Raw genomic sequence first — 15,358 nt, forward strand, 5'->3', positions numbered from 1 at the left:
GCATATTCGTCATCGGGCCGGGCTATCGCAGCCGATCGAGACGTTGCACTTTTTCACGTGCTATGATTCGCTCGCGCCACTTCTGATCGAGATTGTCCGAAAATGCCCGTCAAGCCGCACAAAGCCATGGTCCTCGCCGCCGGTCTCGGATTGCGCATGCGACCGCTGACGGAGACGATGCCCAAGCCGCTGGTGCGCGTCGCCGGCCGTCCGCTGCTCGACCACGTGCTCGACCGCCTGGCCGATGCCGGCGTCACCGAGGCCGTCGTCAATGTGCATTACCTTGCCGACCAGATCATCGAACACACGGCGACGCGCAGCTCACCGCGCGTGACCATCTCCGACGAGCGCGACCAGGTGCTCGGCACCGGCGGCGGCGTCGTCAAGGCGCTGCCGCTGCTCGGCCACGCGCCGTTCTTCCATGTCAACTCCGACACGATGTGGATCGAGGGCGTGCGCCAGAACCTGGCGCGCCTCGCCGATGCGTTCGACCCCGAGCGCATGGATATCATGCTGCTGATGGCGCCGACTGCGACCTCGATCGGCTATTCCGGCCTCGGCGACTACGCCATGCTCGCCGACGGCAGCCTGCGCAAACGCAGGGAGCACCAGGTGGTGCCGTTCGTCTACGCCGGCGCGGCGATCATCTCGCCTGCGATCTTCGACGGCGCGCCGAAGGGCGAGTTCTCGCTGACGAAGATGTTCGACAAGGCCAATGAGCAGGACCGCCTGTATGGCCTGCGCCTCGAAGGCGTCTGGATGCATGTCGGCACGCCGGCTGCGGTGATCGAGGCGGAAGAGGCGCTGCTGGAGAGCGCGGCGTAATATTTGGCCGACGCCGTCTCCTCAAGTTCGGTGTCGTCCCGGCCAAGCGCTGGCGTCGCGCAGCGAGGCCAGCGCGCAGAGCCAGGACCCATAGCCACCGGCGGGCGTGTTGCGACGGCTCGTCGTGACCATCCCGCAACAAACCCAAGCCTGTGGTTATGGATCCCGGGTCGGCGCCTCCGACCGCGCTGCGCGCCGTCGAAGGCTTGCCCGGGACGACACCGAATGTAAGGACGCCGCCTGATCAACTCACTGACGCCGGTGGGGACACGCTGACCGGAAGGTACGCCTCGCGCCAGGAAGAACTGCCGCGCCTGACCGGGCAATCACGGCGACCGTGCACCGTTGCGCGCCGTCCGACCTATCAACACCCATCCACACCCCCGATATGACCTTGCGCGCCGCGCTCCCTATATAGACGCCCACAGACAACCCGCGAATCGCAGGCCATGCGCGTCTTCACCGTTCCCATCTCGGCGCCGTTCCTGCGCAGCGTGATCGCGGCGCTGGTGGACGGCCGGCTGGTCGACGGGTTCGAGGCGCGCAGCGACCCGGCGCGCCTCGCCACGGCGACGCTGTATCTGCCGACACGCCGCTCGCTCCGCGTCGCGCGCGAAATGTTCCTGGACGAGCTGAAAACCGATGCCGCGGTGCTGCCGCGCCTGGTCGCACTCGGCGACATCGACGAGGACGAGCTCGCCTTCGCGGAGGATCGCGACGCGTTCCTCGGGCCAGCACCGCTGGAGATCCCGGAACGGCTCGACGATCTGCAGCGCCGGCTCACACTGGCGCGGCTGGTCGCGGCCTGGGCCAAGACACCGGTTTCAGCGCCTTTGGTGATCGGCGGTCCCGCCTCGACGCTCGCGTTGGCCGGAGACCTCGCGCGTCTGATCGACGACATGGTGACGCGCGGCGTGTCGTGGGACGCGCTCGACGCGCTGGTGCCCGATCAGCTCGACAAATACTGGCAATATTCGCTGGAGTTCCTGCGCATCGCGCGCACGGCGTGGCCGGCTTATCTTCAGGAGATCGAGCGGATCGAGCCGGCCGCGCGGCGTGATCTCCTGATCGCCGCCGAAGCGGCGCGCCTCTCGGCGCATCCCGACGGTCCCGTGATCGCGGCGGGCTCCACCGGCTCGATGCCGGCGACTGCAAAATTCCTGCTCGCGGTGGCCAAGCTGCCGCATGGCGCCGTGGTGCTGCCCGGGCTCGACACCGATCTCGACGACGCCGCGTGGAATTCGATCGGTGGCGCCCGGGATCGCGCGGGCCGCGTGTTGACGCCGCCCGCGGTCAACCATCCGCAATATGCGATGCACCTGCTGCTCAAGCGCTTCGGCCTGGAGCGGCGCGATGTCATTCGACTCGTGCCTCCCGGTCGCGGCGGCCGCGAGGTGCTGATTTCGGAAGCGATGCGGCCGTCGGAGGCGACCGCGGTGTGGCACGAGCGGCTGCGCCAGTTCGACATCGCCGCCAACATCGCCGAAGCGATGGACAATCTGTCCGTGGTCGCTGCACCCAATCCGGAAATGGAGGCGCTGGCGATCGCCACCGCCATGCGCGAGGCGCGCCATCTCGGCAGATCCGCCGCGCTGGTGACGCCGGACCGCGCGCTGGCGCGCCGCGTGATGGCGGCGCTGACGCGCTGGCACCTGACCTTCGACGATTCCGGCGGTGACGCGCTGCTGGAAACGCCGGCCGGCATCTTCGCGCGCCTTGCCGCCGAAGCCGCCGCGCGCGGCCTCGAGCCGCCGACGCTGCTGGCGCTGCTCAAGCATCCGCTGTGCCGGCTCGGCCGCGCCGCGACTGGCTGGAAGACTGCGATCGAGACCTTGGAGCTCGCTCTGCTCCGCGGGACACGACCTCAAGCGGGGTCCAGCGGTCTGGCGCGCGACTTCGCGCGTTTCCGTGACGAGCACACCAAGCTGCACCAGGGCGAAGCATCGTCGCTGCACCGTGCCGAGCCGCGCGCGCGGCTCCGGCCAGAGCAGCTCGACCAGGCCGGCGCGCTGATCGCGCAATTGCAGGCAGCGCTCGCACCGCTGGAAAATCTCGCTTCTCCTCGCCCGCAGGACTTCGCCGAGCTCGCCGCTCGGCATCGCGAGGTGCTGATCGCGCTGTCGACCGATGATGTCGCTCTCACCACCGCCTTCACCGACCGCGACGGCGCGGCGCTGGCGCGCTGCTTCGACGATCTCCTCGCCTCCGGCGAGCGCTGCGGCCTGATGGCGCCGCTGTCGGATTATCCGGACCTGTTCCACACCGCCTTCTCCGATCGCGCGGTGCGCCGCCCCGAGCGCCACGGCGCGCAGCTTCAGATCTACGGTCCGCTCGAAGCGCGTCTGATGCAGGCCGACCGCATGATCATCGGCGGTCTCGTCGAGGGCATCTGGCCGCCGGCGCCGCGCATCGATCCCTGGCTGAGCCGCCCGATGCGGCATCAGCTCGGCCTCGATCTGCCCGAGCGCCGCATCGGTCTCTCCGCGCACGACTTCGCGCAGCTGCTGGGTGCACCCGAGGTGATCCTGACCCACGCCGCGAAATCCGGCGGCGCGCCGGCCGTGGCGTCGCGCTTCCTGCACCGCCTCGAAGCCGTCGCCGGCGCCGAGCGCTGGAAGGCGGCGGAGGCGCGCGGCGACACCTATGTCCGCTATGCCGAGGTGCTGGACCAGCCCCGCGAGGTGAAGCCCGTCGAGCAGCCGGCGCCGAAGCCGCCGCTGGAGGCCCGGCCGCTGCGCATGTCGGTGACCGCGATCGAAGACTGGCTGCGCGATCCCTACACGATCTTCGCGCGCTACATTCTCAGGCTCGATCCGCTCGATCCCGTCGACATGCCGCTGTCGGCCGCCGATCGCGGCTCGGCGATCCACGAAGCGATCGGCGAGTTCACGCAGACCTATGCGAAGGAGCTGCCGCTACACCCGGCGCATGCGCTGCGCGTCATCGGCGAGAAGCACTTTGCGCCGCTGATGGAGCGGCCCGAGGCGCGCGCGCTATGGTGGCCGCGCTTCCAGCGCATCGCCGGCTGGTTCGCGGCCTGGGAGACCGCGCGGCGCGAGCAGATCGGCGCGATCACCGCGGAGATCCGCGGCGAGATCGGCATTCCCCTCGGCAAAGACCGCACCTTCATGCTGTCGGCGCGCGCCGACCGCATCGAGCAGCGCGCCGAGGGCACCTACGCCATTCTCGACTACAAGACGGGACAGCCGCCGACGGCGAAGCAGGTGCGCATGGGCCTGTCGCCGCAGCTGACGTTAGAGGCAGCGATCCTGCGCGAGGGCGGCTTCGACGGCATTCCCGCCGGCAGCATGATCAGCCAGCTCGTCTACGTCCGACTGTCCGGCAACAATCCGGCGGGCGAGGAGCGCATTCTCGAACTCAAGATCAACAAGAGCGACACGCCGCAGCATCCGGACCAGGCCGCGCAGGAGGCGCGCAACAAGCTGGAAGAGCTGATCCGCAGCTTCGAGGATCCCAACCAGGGCTACACCTCGCTGAACCTGTCGATGTGGGCGAACCGCTACGGCAGCTATGACGACCTCGCGCGCATCAAGGAATGGTCGGCCGCCGGCGGCCTGGGAGTGGAGGAATGGTGAAGGCGCCCCGCCCCATTCCGCAGGCCGTGCGTGACGCGCAGACCCGCGCCTCGAACCCGGCGGCGTCGGCCTTCGTGTCGGCCAATGCCGGATCGGGCAAGACCCATGTGCTGGTGCAGCGCGTGATCCGGCTGCTGCTCGACGGCGTGCCGCCGGAGAAAATTCTCTGCATCACCTTCACCAAGGCCGCCGCCGCCAACATGGCCGAGCGCGTGTTCTCGACGCTCGGCCATTGGGTCACGCTCGACGACGACGCGCTCGACGACGCGATCAAATCCACCGGCATTGTTGCATCCGACAAGAAGCTCCGCGCAGCAGCGCGAAAGCTGTTCGCCAGCGCGCTGGAGACGCCGGGCGGATTGAAGGTGCAGACCATCCACGCGCTGTGCACGCGGCTGCTGCAGCAGTTTCCTTTCGAGGCCAACGTGCCGGCGCGGTTCTCGGTGCTCGACGACCGCGACCAGACCGAGATGATGGAGCGCGCCAATCTCAAGGTGCTGCTCGATGCCTCCAGGGCGCCGGACAGCGCGATCGGGCGTGCATTGCAGGTGGCTATGGCCAATGCCGCCGATTCGACGTTCAAGGAGGTCGTGCGCGAGGCCTGTCTGAGCCGCGATCATTTCATGGCCTGGACTGACGGTGCCGGCCGTGTCGAGGTCGCCGCGCAGCATCTCGGCGAAGTGCTCGGCATCCGCGCTGATGAGACGCTGGAGGCGATCGAGCGCGACATTCTCGATGGTCCCAATCTGCCGCGCGCGGATTGGACCGAGATTGCCGCGCGTCTCGACGGCGGGGCCAAGACCGATCAGAAGCAGGCCGATCAACTGCGTGCGGCGCTGGCGTTCTCGGGCAGCGATCAGGTCGACGAATATCTTCGCGTCTTCCTCACCGACGACAAGGAACCGCGCAAATCGGTGCTGACCAAGAGGCTCGCCGAGAACAATCCCGGCCTTGCCGGGCTGTTCGAGTCGGAAGCGCGCCGGCTCGATCGCCTGATCGAGAAGCGCCGCGCCGCCGTCGTGCGTGACCGCACCGAGGCGCTGCTGCAGATCGCGACCGCCGCCGCGGCGAACTATCGCCGCGAGAAGGAGGAGCGCGGGCTGCTCGACTATGACGACCTGATCGACAAGACATTGGCGATGCTGAACCGCGTCTCCGCCGGCTGGGTACACTACAAGCTCGACCGCGGCGTCGATCACGTGCTGATCGACGAGGCGCAGGACACCAGCCCGCGGCAGTGGGATATCGTCGCCCATATCATCGAGGAGTTCACCTCAGGCGCAGGCGCACGCGACGGGCTGACGCGCACGATCTTCGCGGTCGGCGACGAGAAGCAGTCGATCTTCTCGTTCCAGGGCGCCGACCCGCACGAGTTCGACGCACGGCGGCGGCAGTTGCAGAAGCGCTTTACCGATGCCGGCCTGCTGTTCGATCCGGTGTCGTTCACCTATTCGTTCCGCTCCGGGCCGACCGTGCTGCACGCGGTCGATCACGTGTTCAGGGAGCGCGAGGTCTACAGCAGCATCCATTCGCCCGATATCGGCTACCCCATCCACAACGCACTTACCGATGCCGGGCCGAGCCTGGTCGAGCTGTGGTCGTTGTGCGAGCGCGACGACCGCAAGGAGATCGAGGGCTGGCGCGCGCCGTTCGACGGCGTCTCGGTGACGAGCCCGGAAGTGAAGCTGTCGCGGCGCATCCAGGCCGAGATCAAGCGGCTGATCCGCGTCGGCACCATGACCGGCCATGACGGCGCGCGGCGGCGGCTGAGCTATGGCGACATGCTGATCCTGGTGCGCCGGCGCGGCAATGCGTTCGATGCCGTGATCCAGGCGCTGAAGCACGCCGGCATTCCCGTCGCGGGTGCCGACCGCCTCAAGCTCACCGAGCACATTGCGATCATCGACCTGATGAACCTCGCCGACGCGCTGCTGCTGCCGCAGGATGACCTCGCGCTGGCGACCGCACTGAAGAGCCCGCTGTTCGGGCTCGATGATGATGACCTGTTCAAGCTCGCGTGGCAGCGCCGCGGCAGCTTGCGCGAGGCGCTGAGTGCGCAGGCCGCTGACGACCCGCGGCTGCAAGCGGTCGTGCGACGCTTGCAGCAATGCGAGCGCCGAGCGGCCGAGGACACGCCGTTCGCCTTCTATGCCTGGCTGCTCGGCGGCGATGGCGGGCGGCTTCGCATCCTGGCGCGGCTCGGCCATGAGGCCAATGACGCGCTCGACGAATTCCTCGAGCTCGCGCTGTCCTACGAGCGCAAGGCGCCGGCTTCGCTGCAGGGTTTTGTCGCCTGGCTGCGCGCCGCCGATACCGAGGTGAAGCGCGACATGGAGATCTCGCGCGACGAAGTGCGTGTGATGACCGTGCACGGCGCCAAGGGCCTCGAAGCTTCCGTGGTGTTCCTGGTCGATACGACGTCGTCGCCGGCGGATTCGCAGCGGCTGCGGCTGATCCACGTGCCGCATGGCAATCAGGAGATCGTGGTCTGGGCCGGCCGCAAGGCCGACGATCCGCAAGCCGTGGCGGCGGCGCGCGCGGCGATGCTGAAGGAGACCGAGGACGAATATCGCCGGCTGCTCTATGTCGCGATGACGCGCGCCGCGGATCGGCTGGTGATCGGCGGGTGCATGCCGGGCAACATGAACAACGTCCGCGGCGGCAGCTGGTACGACCTGATGGCGCGCGGCCTCGACGCGGCGGGCCTGCAGGTCGAGGTGATCGAGACCGAGGACGGACCGGTGAAGCGCTACGCGCGGGCCGAGGACATCGTCGAGACCGCCAGGGACGAGGCGCGGCAGATCGTGGAGACAGCCGTCGAGCTGCCGGCCTGGCTGCGCACGGCCGCAATCGAGACGCCCGGCGAGGTGGCCGTGCTCCGGCCGTCCGATCCCTCGGCCGACGAGCGGCCGGTCCGCTCGGGCGAATCGCTGGCCGCTCGCAGTCTTGCGATGCAGCGCGGCACGCTGGTGCATCGCTTGCTGCAGTCACTGCCCGACGTGGCGCCGAAGCGGCGGCGCGATGCCGCGTTGCGTTATCTGCTGCGCAATGCACCGGACTGGCCGGAGGACGAGCGCGAAAAGCTGACCGAGCGCGTGCTGACGGTGATCGCCGAACCGCGCTTTGCCGCGGTGTTCGCGCCCGGCAGCCGGGCCGAGGTGTCGATCGTCGGCCGTTTGGCGCTCCCCGGTCAGCCGCGCGCGCTGGTGTCCGGCCAGATCGACCGTCTGGTGGTGGCCGAGGCTGAGGTGCTGATCGTCGACTTCAAGACCAACCAGCAGCCGCCCTCGGACCTCGCAGAGGTGCCGCAAGCCTATGTCCGCCAGCTCGCGCTGTACCGCGCCGTGCTCGGCCAATTGTACCCGGGACGGGCCGTACGGGCCGCCCTGCTCTGGACCGAAGCCCCTGAATTCATGGAGCTTCCAGCCTCCGCGCTGGACGCCATGCTGCCATCCCAGCACGACTGAGTGAGCGTGCTTGACCCGGCATCAGGCCATTCATACTTTGACACCCACGCAGAGGCGGCGCATCCGTGCCGCTCCCTCCAACCCAATGAGGTAAATTCCATGGCCGCCGTAGCCAAGGTTTCCGACGCCGATTTCGAAAGCGAAGTGCTCAAGGCCGACGGTCCGGTCGTGGTCGATTTCTGGGCCGAGTGGTGCGGTCCGTGCCGCATGATCGCGCCGGCCCTCGACGAGATCGCGAGCGCGATGGGCGACAAGGTCAAGATCGTCAAGCTGAACGTCGACGAGAGCCCGAAGACGGCCTCGAAGTATGGCGTGATGTCGATCCCGACCCTGATGGTGTTCAAGGGCGGCGAGATGGCCTCCCGCCAGGTCGGCGCTGCGCCGAAGGCCAAGCTGCAGCAGTGGATTTCGTCGTCGATGTGACGACTAGGAACCAGGATTTTTCTCGAACGGCCGGCGGATTCGCCGGCCGTTTGCGTTGAGGGGTATGTTTTCGCGTTTTCGGATGTCGCCATGCCCGCCCGTGCTCATCGCTCGCCCTCCCGCAAGTCAGGCCTTCTGGCCATGGAGGCGCGCTCGGTGGAGGCGATCCCACGCGGCGAGGAATGGCAGTACGAGCCGAAATGGGACGGCTTCCGCTGCCTGCTGTCGCGCGACGGCGCTCATGTGACGATGCAGTCCAAGGCCGGCGAGGACCTCGCGCGCTACTTCCCGGAGATCGTCGCCGCCGCGCGCGAGCTCAAGGCGATCAGCTTCACGCTCGATGGCGAGCTGGTGGTGCCGCAGGCGACATCGTTCTCGTTCGACGCGCTGCTGCAGCGAATCCATCCCGCCGCCAGCCGGGTCAAGAAACTATCCGTGGAGAAGCCGGCGCTGTTCCTCGCCTTCGACCTGCTGGCGACGGCGAAGGACAAAGAGCTGGTCGCGCAGACGCTGCACGAGCGGCGCCCGGCGCTGGAAGCGTTCGCCAAGGCGAATTTCACTGCTCATCTGACCTTCCGGCTCTCGCCCGCGACCACACGCTTCGCGACGGCGCAGGACTGGCTGGCGCAGTCCGGCGGCGGGTCCGACGGCGTGATCGCCAAGCGGATCGACCTTCCCTACCAGGCGGGAAATCGCGACGGCATGCAGAAGATCAAGCGGTATCGCTCCGCCGATTGCGTGATCGGCGGCTTCCGCTATGCAACCAACAAGGGCGCGAACGGCCGCAAGCTGGTCGGCTCGCTCCTGCTCGGGCTCTACGACGATGACGGCCTGCTGCACCACGTCGGCTTCACGTCCGCGCTGAAGGCGGCGGAGAAGCCCACGCTGACCGACAGGCTCGAACCGCTGATTGCACCGCCCGGCTTCACCGGCAATGCGCCGGGCGGGCCGAGCCGGTGGTCGACTGAGCGCTCGGCGGAATGGTGTCCGCTCAAACCGAAGCTGGTGATCGAGGTCTGCTACGACCACTTCTCCGGCGAGCGTTTCCGCCACGGCACCTCGATCCTGCGCTGGCGTCCGGACAAGGCGCCGAAGCAATGCACGTTCGAGCAGCTCGCGCAGAAGGTCGCCGATCCCATGAAGCTGCTCGCCTGATCAGCGGATCCAGCCGGTCGCCAGCGCCGAGGCGAACTCTGCGTCGCCATTGGAGCGCGCCAGCTCGGCCATCGCGCGATGATCGTAAGGGACATGGCGGAAGCTGACGCTCCAACCGGCCGGCGTCAGCTCCAGGATCGCGTAGCGCGCGTCGGGGCTGCCGGCCTGCACGACATGCGGATGGGGGACGTTGTAGGAATAGCCGGGGCTGCCGACGCTGCCAGGATTGACGATGAGGCGGCCGTCACGCAGCCGCACGGCCCGCGCGGTGTGCGTATGGCCGCACAGGATCAGCGATTGCGAAATACCGACGGCCCGTTTCTCGATCTCATCGAGCGTCGCGCAGGTGATCGCGCCGTCCGGCGCCACGCTCTCCAGCCAGTAGACGTTATCGTCCTCAGGCGTCGCATGGCACAGAAACACCTGATCGCGATAGACCGCCGTCGCCGGGATCGTGCGCAGCCAGTCGAGATGCCCAGCGTCGAGCTGCGGATAGGCCGGGCGCTCCCACGCGCCCATTGTCTCGAACGGGCGGTCGATCAGCCAGCGATCATGATTGCCGCGCACATGCACGGCATCGAGCGCCATCAGCCTGTCGAGCGACTTTCGCGCATCGAGCGGGCCGCTCGCCATGTCGCCGAGATCGACGATCTCGGTCACGCCTTGCGCACGGATATCGGCGAGCACGGCTTCGAGTGCGAGATGATTGCCGTGGACGTCGGCGATCGCGGCGAAGCGCATATGGTGTTGTCCTCAGGTCGGCGGCGTGCCGTTGAGGTCGAGCACGTGGCCTGCGAGATAAAGCGACCCCGTGATCAGAATACGCGGCGGCACCTCATAGGCAAGCCGCGCGATGCCGGCGAGCGCGGACGCCACGCCGTCCGCGATCTCGACGCGCATGCCGAGCGTGCGCGCAGCCGCCGCGAGATCAGTGGGCGCCATCGCCTTGCTCTCGTTCGGGATCGGCACGACGATGATGTGGCGCGTCAGCCCGGCGAAATTGGCGAGGAAGGCCGCGGCATCCTTGTTGCCCATCATGCCGACGATGACGACGAGCTGCCGCGAGATACGCTCTTCGAGATCGCCGATCGCGGCGGCGACGACGCGGCCGCCTTCGGCATTGTGGCCGCCGTCGAGCCAGATCTCCGCACCCTGCGGCGCGATCGCGGTGAGCGCGCCGTTCGACAGCCGCTGCATCCGCGCCGGCCACTCGGCATTGACGATACCGTCCTCGAACGCCTTCGTCGTCAGCTTGAACTGATCGAGCGCGCGCAGGGTCGCGATCGCGAGCCCCGCATTGTCGAACTGATGCCGGCCGAACAGTTTGGGCGCCGGAAGATCAAGAAGACCGCGATCGTCCTGATAGACGAGACGGTTGCGCTCGACGCTGACGTGCCAGCTCTCGCCGGCGGCAAACAGCGGCGCGCGCTGCCGCCTGGCCTCCCGCTCGATCACCGCCATCGCGTCCGGCTCCTGCGCCGCCGAGACCACCGGGCAGCCGCGCTTGATGATGGCGGCCTTCTCGGCCGCGATCAGCGCGCGGGTGTCGCCGAGGAATTCCATGTGGTCCATGCTGATCGGCGTCAGCACGGACGCCGCGACCTGCTCGACCACGTTGGTCGAATCGAGCCGGCCGCCGAGTCCGACTTCCAGGAGCACGACATCTGCCGGATGTCTCGCGAACAATACGAACGCCGCGACGGTCTTGACCTCGAAGAAGGTGATCGGCGCGCCGGCGTTCACCTGCTCACAGGCGAGCAGAGCGTCGATCAGTTCATCATCCTCGACAAGCACACCGCCGCCGACCTGGCCGAGCCGATAGCTCTCGTTGATGCGCACCAGCCAGGGCGAAGTGAAGACATGAACGCGCAGCCCCGCCGCTTCGAGGATCGCGCGGAGATAGGCGACCGTGGAGCCCTTGCCGTTGGTTCCGGCGACATGGATCACCGCCGGCAGCTTGCGCTCGGGATGATCCAGCTGCGCGAGCAGCCGGTGCATGCGTTCCAGCCCGAGCGAGATCTTGCTCGGATGCAGCGCGGAGAGGCGCGTGATCAGCTCGTCGAGCGAAGGCTTTGCGGCGGAAGCGTTCACGCGCTCGTTGCGACCGCCGGCGCTTCCGCCGCTTCGGCGGGCTTGGCCGGCGGCGGCAGCTGCGGCGCGGGTTTTGGCTGTTCGACGGCCGGCGCCTTGGTCAGCAGCCGGCACAGCCGCGCCAGGGTCGGGCGCAGGTCATGACGGTGCACGACCATGTCGACCATGCCGTGGTCGAGCAGATATTCGGCACGCTGGAAGCCTTCGGGCAGCTTCTCGCGAATGGTCTGCTCGATGACGCGGGCGCCGGCGAAGCCGATCAGCGCGCCGGGCTCGGCGATGTGGACGTCGCCCAGCATCGCATAGGACGCGGTGACGCCGCCGGTGGTCGGATTGGTCTGCACGACGATGTAGGGCAGTTTGGCTTCGCGCAGCATCTGCACGGCGACCGTGGTGCGCGGCATCTGCATCAGCGACAGGATGCCTTCCTGCATGCGGGCGCCGCCGGAGGCCGCGAACACGATGAACGGCGACTTCTTCTCGAGCGCGAGCTCCAGCCCGCGCACGATGGCTTCGCCCGCGGCCATGCCGAGCGAGCCGCCCATGAAGTCGAAATCCTGCACCGCGATGACGACGCCCATGCCTTCGAGCTTGCCGAAACCGACCTTCACGGCATCGTTCATGCCGGTGCGCGCCCGCGCATCCTTGATGCGATCGGCATAGCGGCGCTCGTCACGGAATTTCAGCGGGTCGGGCGTCACCTCGGGCAACGCGACGTCGAACCAGGTCTCGTTGTCGAACATCGACTTCAGCCGCGCGCCCGCGCCCATGCGCATGTGGTAGTTGGAGCCGGGAATGACGAACTGGTTCGCCTCGACGTCCTTGTAGAACACGAGCTGTCCGGAATCCGGGCACTTGATCCAGAGGTTCTCCGGCGTCTCGCGGCGCAGGATGTTGCGGATCTTCGGCCGGACCACGTTGGTAAGCCAGTTCATGAAAAGCTCCGTTTGGCGGTCGCCCGGATATATGGCGGGACGGCAGCGCCACGGCAAGCCATGCCGCGGCGCTCCCTACACGAGTGGTTGATGGCTATTCCGCGGCCTGCTGGGCGCCCCGGACGCCCCGGGCCAGGGCGGCTGCCAGGTCGGCGACCGCGCTGACGGTCTTGGGCGTGGCGCGGCCTTCGGCGTCCAGGCTCGCCTTCAGCGCGTCGACCAGGGCGGTGCCGACCACGGCGCCGTCGGCATTGGCAGCGATGGCGCGGGCGGTCTCCGGTGTCCGGATGCCGAAACCGACGCAGACGGGCAGCGCCGTGTGACGCTTGATTCGCGCCACGGCGGCGCCCACGGCAGAGGAATCCGCGGCAGCCGCGCCGGTGATACCGGTGATCGAGACGTAGTAGACGAAGCCGGAGGTGTTCGCGAGCACGGCCGGCAGCCGCTTGTCATCGGTGGTCGGTGTCGCCAGGCGGATGAAGTTGAGCCCGGCCTTGAGAGCCGGAATGCACAGCTCGGTGTCCTCCTCCGGCGGCAGGTCGACGATGATCAGGCCGTCGACGCCGGCGCTCTTGGCGTCATCGAGGAACGTGTCGACGCCGTAGATGTAGATCGGATTGTAGTAGCCCATCAGCACGATTGGCGTGTCAGCGTCGCTCTCGCGGAAGCTGCGCACGAGACCAAGCGTCTTCTTCAACGTCATGCCTGCCTTCAGCGCGCGCAGGCCAGCCGCCTGGATCGACGGTCCATCAGCCATCGGATCGGTGAACGGCATGCCGATCTCGATGATATCAGCGCCCGCCTGCGGCAGCGCCTTCACGATCGCGAGCGAGGTCTCCGGATCGGGGTCGCCCCCCATCACGAAGGTGACGAACGCCGAGCGGCCTTCCTTCTTCAACTGCGCGAAGCGCGCATCCATCCGGCTGGTCACTGTGCCCTCGCCCTTCCACGCAGAATGTCGCCGACCTGCGGCACGTCCTTGTCGCCGCGGCCGGACATGTTGACCACCATCAGGTGGTCTTTCGGCTTCTTCGGCGCGAGCTCCATCACCTTGGCGATGGCATGCGCCGGCTCGAGCGCCGGGATGATGCCCTCGAGCCGCGACAGCAGCTGGAACGCGGCCAGCGCTTCCTCGTCCGTCGCCGAGAGATAGTTCACGCGGCCGACGTCGTGCAGCCAGGAGTGCTCCGGTCCGATGCCCGGATAGTCGAGGCCGGCCGAGATCGAATGCGCCTCGTCGATCTGGCCGTCCTCGTTCATCAGCAGATAGGTGCGGTTGCCGTGCAGGACGCCGGGACGGCCGCCGGCGATCGAGGCGGCGTGCAGATGGGTGAGGCCATGGCCCGCGGCTTCGACGCCGTAGATCTCCACCGAGGGATCGTCGAGGAACGGGTGAAACAGGCCCATTGCGTTGGAGCCGCCGCCGATACAGGCAATCAGCGAGTCCGGCAGGCGGCCTTCGGCCTCCTGCATCTGCGTGCGGGTCTCGGCGCCGATCACCGACTGGAAGTCGCGCACCATCATCGGATAGGGGTGCGGGCCGGCGACCGTGCCGATGCAGTAGAACGTGTTGTGGACGTTGGTGACCCAGTCACGCAGCGCCTCGTTCATCGCGTCCTTCAGCGTCTTGGCGCCGGACTGCACCGGCACCACCTTGGCGCCCAGCATCTCCATGCGGATCACGTTGGGCTGCTGCCGCTCGACGTCGACGGCGCCCATGTAGACCACGCAGTCGAGCCCGAAGCGCGCGCACAGCGTCGCCGTCGCCACGCCATGCTGGCCGGCGCCGGTCTCGGCGATGATGCGCTTCTTGCCCATGCGGCGCGCGACCATGATCTGGCCGAGCACGTTGTTGACCTTGTGCGAGCCCGTGTGATTGAGCTCCTCGCGCTTGAAGTAGATCTTGGCGCCACCGAGATGCTCGGTCAGGCGCTCCGCGAAATACAGCGGCGAGGGACGGCCGACATAGTGCTTGAGATAGCCGGTCATCTCGGCATGGAACGCCGGGTCGGCCTTGGCCTCGGCATAGGCCTTTTCCAGATCGAGGATCAGCGGCATCAGGGTTTCGGCGACGAAGCGGCCGCCGAAAATGCCGAAATGACCGCGGTCATCCGGACCGCTGCGGTAGGAATTGGGAATGGCTGTCGTCATTGAACGCTCAACTCTTCAGCGGCCCGCGCCGCGCGAATGAAATTCCTGATCAAGTCGCAATCCTTCACGCCCGGCGTCCGCTCGACGCCGGACGACACGTCGACGCCGCCAGCGCGCGTGGTCCGCACGGCCTCGGCGACGTTATCGGCGCTCAGGCCACCCGAGACCATGAAGGGTCGATCGAGCGTCAGCCCTTGAAGCACATGCCAGTCGAACGTGGCCCCCAGTCCGCCCGGGCGCGTCGCATCCTTCGGCGCCCGCGCGTCGAACAGGATGCGGTCGCAGACGTCGGCATAGCCGGCCAGCGGCGCGAGGTCGGCGGCCGTCTCGACGGGAATGGCCTTCATGACCGGCAGGCCGAAGCGCTGCTTGAGGTCGCGAATCCGCGCGATGCTCTCGCGGCCATGCAGCTGAAGGAGATCCGGGCGCAGGGTCTCGACGATGTTCTCGAACGTCGCATCATCGGCATCCACCGTGAGCGCAACCTTGAGCGCGCGTCCCCTGGACTGCTGGCCGAGCTCGCGCGCGGCGGTCAAACCGACATGGCGAGGCGACGGCGGAAAGAACACGAACCCCACCATGTCGGCACCGGCGTCGAGCGCCGCGCCGAGCGTGTCGGGCGTGGTCAGGCCGCAGATTTTGACGAGCAGGGACATCACTGAACAACGCACGTCCGGGCGGAAAGGATCACCAGCGCCCGACAGCTTCCGAAGGC

At 67.8% G+C, this 15,358-nt stretch carries 11 protein-coding genes; 5 read left to right on the top strand and 6 right to left on the bottom strand.

Annotated elements, in window-relative coordinates:
• The first annotated feature begins 102 nt into the window (after positions 1-102).
• From QX108_RS17520 to QX108_RS17540, 5 genes are all read left to right on the top strand, one after another.
• Positions 103-825 (top strand): nucleotidyltransferase family protein, encoded by a 723-nt coding sequence (locus tag QX108_RS17520; protein ID WP_172113559.1) that lies wholly within the window; start codon positions 103-105, stop codon positions 823-825.
• Positions 826-1,274: 449 nt separating this feature from the next.
• On the top strand, positions 1,275-4,421 hold the full coding sequence (gene addB, locus QX108_RS17525) for a double-strand break repair protein AddB (RefSeq protein ID WP_315780904.1): 3,147 nt from the start codon (positions 1,275-1,277) through the stop codon (positions 4,419-4,421).
• Positions 4,415-7,888 carry a double-strand break repair helicase AddA gene (addA, locus tag QX108_RS17530; RefSeq protein ID WP_315780906.1) on the top strand — a complete coding sequence of 1,158 codons (3,474 nt, stop codon included), beginning with the start codon at positions 4,415-4,417 and terminating at the stop codon, positions 7,886-7,888. Before addB ends, addA begins: the two co-directional genes overlap by 7 nt.
• Before the next feature lie 99 nt (positions 7,889-7,987).
• Complete coding sequence (trxA, locus tag QX108_RS17535; protein ID WP_006611141.1) at positions 7,988-8,311, top strand: thioredoxin; 324 nt, start codon at positions 7,988-7,990, stop codon at positions 8,309-8,311.
• A gap of 141 nt (positions 8,312-8,452) precedes the next feature.
• On the top strand, positions 8,453-9,466 hold the full coding sequence (locus QX108_RS17540; protein WP_315781360.1) for an ATP-dependent DNA ligase: 1,014 nt from the start codon (positions 8,453-8,455) through the stop codon (positions 9,464-9,466).
• Here the strand turns inward: QX108_RS17540 and QX108_RS17545 are convergent, their stop codons facing one another.
• The 6 genes from QX108_RS17545 to QX108_RS17570 all read right to left on the bottom strand — a co-directional run bounded on the left by QX108_RS17545 (position 9,467) and on the right by QX108_RS17570 (position 15,299).
• Positions 9,467-10,207 carry a metallophosphoesterase family protein gene (locus tag QX108_RS17545; RefSeq protein WP_315723082.1) on the bottom strand — a complete coding sequence of 247 codons (741 nt, stop codon included), beginning with the start codon at positions 10,205-10,207 and terminating at the stop codon, positions 9,467-9,469.
• Positions 10,208-10,219: 12 nt separating this feature from the next.
• Positions 10,220-11,557 (bottom strand): folylpolyglutamate synthase/dihydrofolate synthase family protein, encoded by a 1,338-nt coding sequence (locus QX108_RS17550; protein ID WP_315780909.1) that lies wholly within the window; start codon positions 11,555-11,557, stop codon positions 10,220-10,222.
• Positions 11,554-12,492 (bottom strand): acetyl-CoA carboxylase, carboxyltransferase subunit beta, encoded by a 939-nt coding sequence (gene accD, locus QX108_RS17555; protein ID WP_315723086.1) that lies wholly within the window; start codon positions 12,490-12,492, stop codon positions 11,554-11,556. The genes QX108_RS17550 and accD overlap by 4 nt, the downstream gene beginning before the upstream one ends.
• A gap of 94 nt (positions 12,493-12,586) precedes the next feature.
• Positions 12,587-13,423, bottom strand: coding sequence for a tryptophan synthase subunit alpha (trpA, locus tag QX108_RS17560; RefSeq protein ID WP_315780911.1), 837 nt, complete (start codon positions 13,421-13,423; stop codon positions 12,587-12,589).
• Positions 13,420-14,643, bottom strand: coding sequence for a tryptophan synthase subunit beta (gene trpB, locus QX108_RS17565; protein WP_315780913.1), 1,224 nt, complete (start codon positions 14,641-14,643; stop codon positions 13,420-13,422). The genes trpA and trpB overlap by 4 nt, the downstream gene beginning before the upstream one ends.
• Positions 14,640-15,299 (bottom strand): phosphoribosylanthranilate isomerase, encoded by a 660-nt coding sequence (locus QX108_RS17570; protein WP_315780915.1) that lies wholly within the window; start codon positions 15,297-15,299, stop codon positions 14,640-14,642. Before QX108_RS17570 ends, trpB begins: the two co-directional genes overlap by 4 nt.
• Positions 15,300-15,358 lie beyond the last annotated feature (59 nt).

Source organism: Bradyrhizobium sp. SZCCHNR1002, assembly GCF_032381435.1.
GTDB lineage: Bacteria > Pseudomonadota > Alphaproteobacteria > Rhizobiales > Xanthobacteraceae > Bradyrhizobium > Bradyrhizobium aeschynomenes.

Bases quoted from the DNA above. Each gene is read 5' to 3' on its own strand.
- QX108_RS17520 (WP_172113559.1), top strand. From the start codon at position 103: ATGCCCGTCAAGCCGCACAAAGCCATGGTCCTCGCCGCCGGTCTCGGA.
- addB (WP_315780904.1), top strand. From the start codon at position 1,275: ATGCGCGTCTTCACCGTTCCCATCTCGGCGCCGTTCCTGCGCAGCGTG.
- addA (WP_315780906.1), top strand. From the start codon at position 4,415: ATGGTGAAGGCGCCCCGCCCCATTCCGCAGGCCGTGCGTGACGCGCAG.
- trxA (WP_006611141.1), top strand. From the start codon at position 7,988: ATGGCCGCCGTAGCCAAGGTTTCCGACGCCGATTTCGAAAGCGAAGTG.
- QX108_RS17540 (WP_315781360.1), top strand. From the start codon at position 8,453: ATGGAGGCGCGCTCGGTGGAGGCGATCCCACGCGGCGAGGAATGGCAG.
- QX108_RS17545 (WP_315723082.1), bottom strand. From the start codon at position 10,207: ATGCGCTTCGCCGCGATCGCCGACGTCCACGGCAATCATCTCGCACTC.
- accD (WP_315723086.1), bottom strand. From the start codon at position 12,492: ATGAACTGGCTTACCAACGTGGTCCGGCCGAAGATCCGCAACATCCTG.
- trpB (WP_315780913.1), bottom strand. From the start codon at position 14,643: ATGACGACAGCCATTCCCAATTCCTACCGCAGCGGTCCGGATGACCGC.
- QX108_RS17570 (WP_315780915.1), bottom strand. From the start codon at position 15,299: ATGTCCCTGCTCGTCAAAATCTGCGGCCTGACCACGCCCGACACGCTC.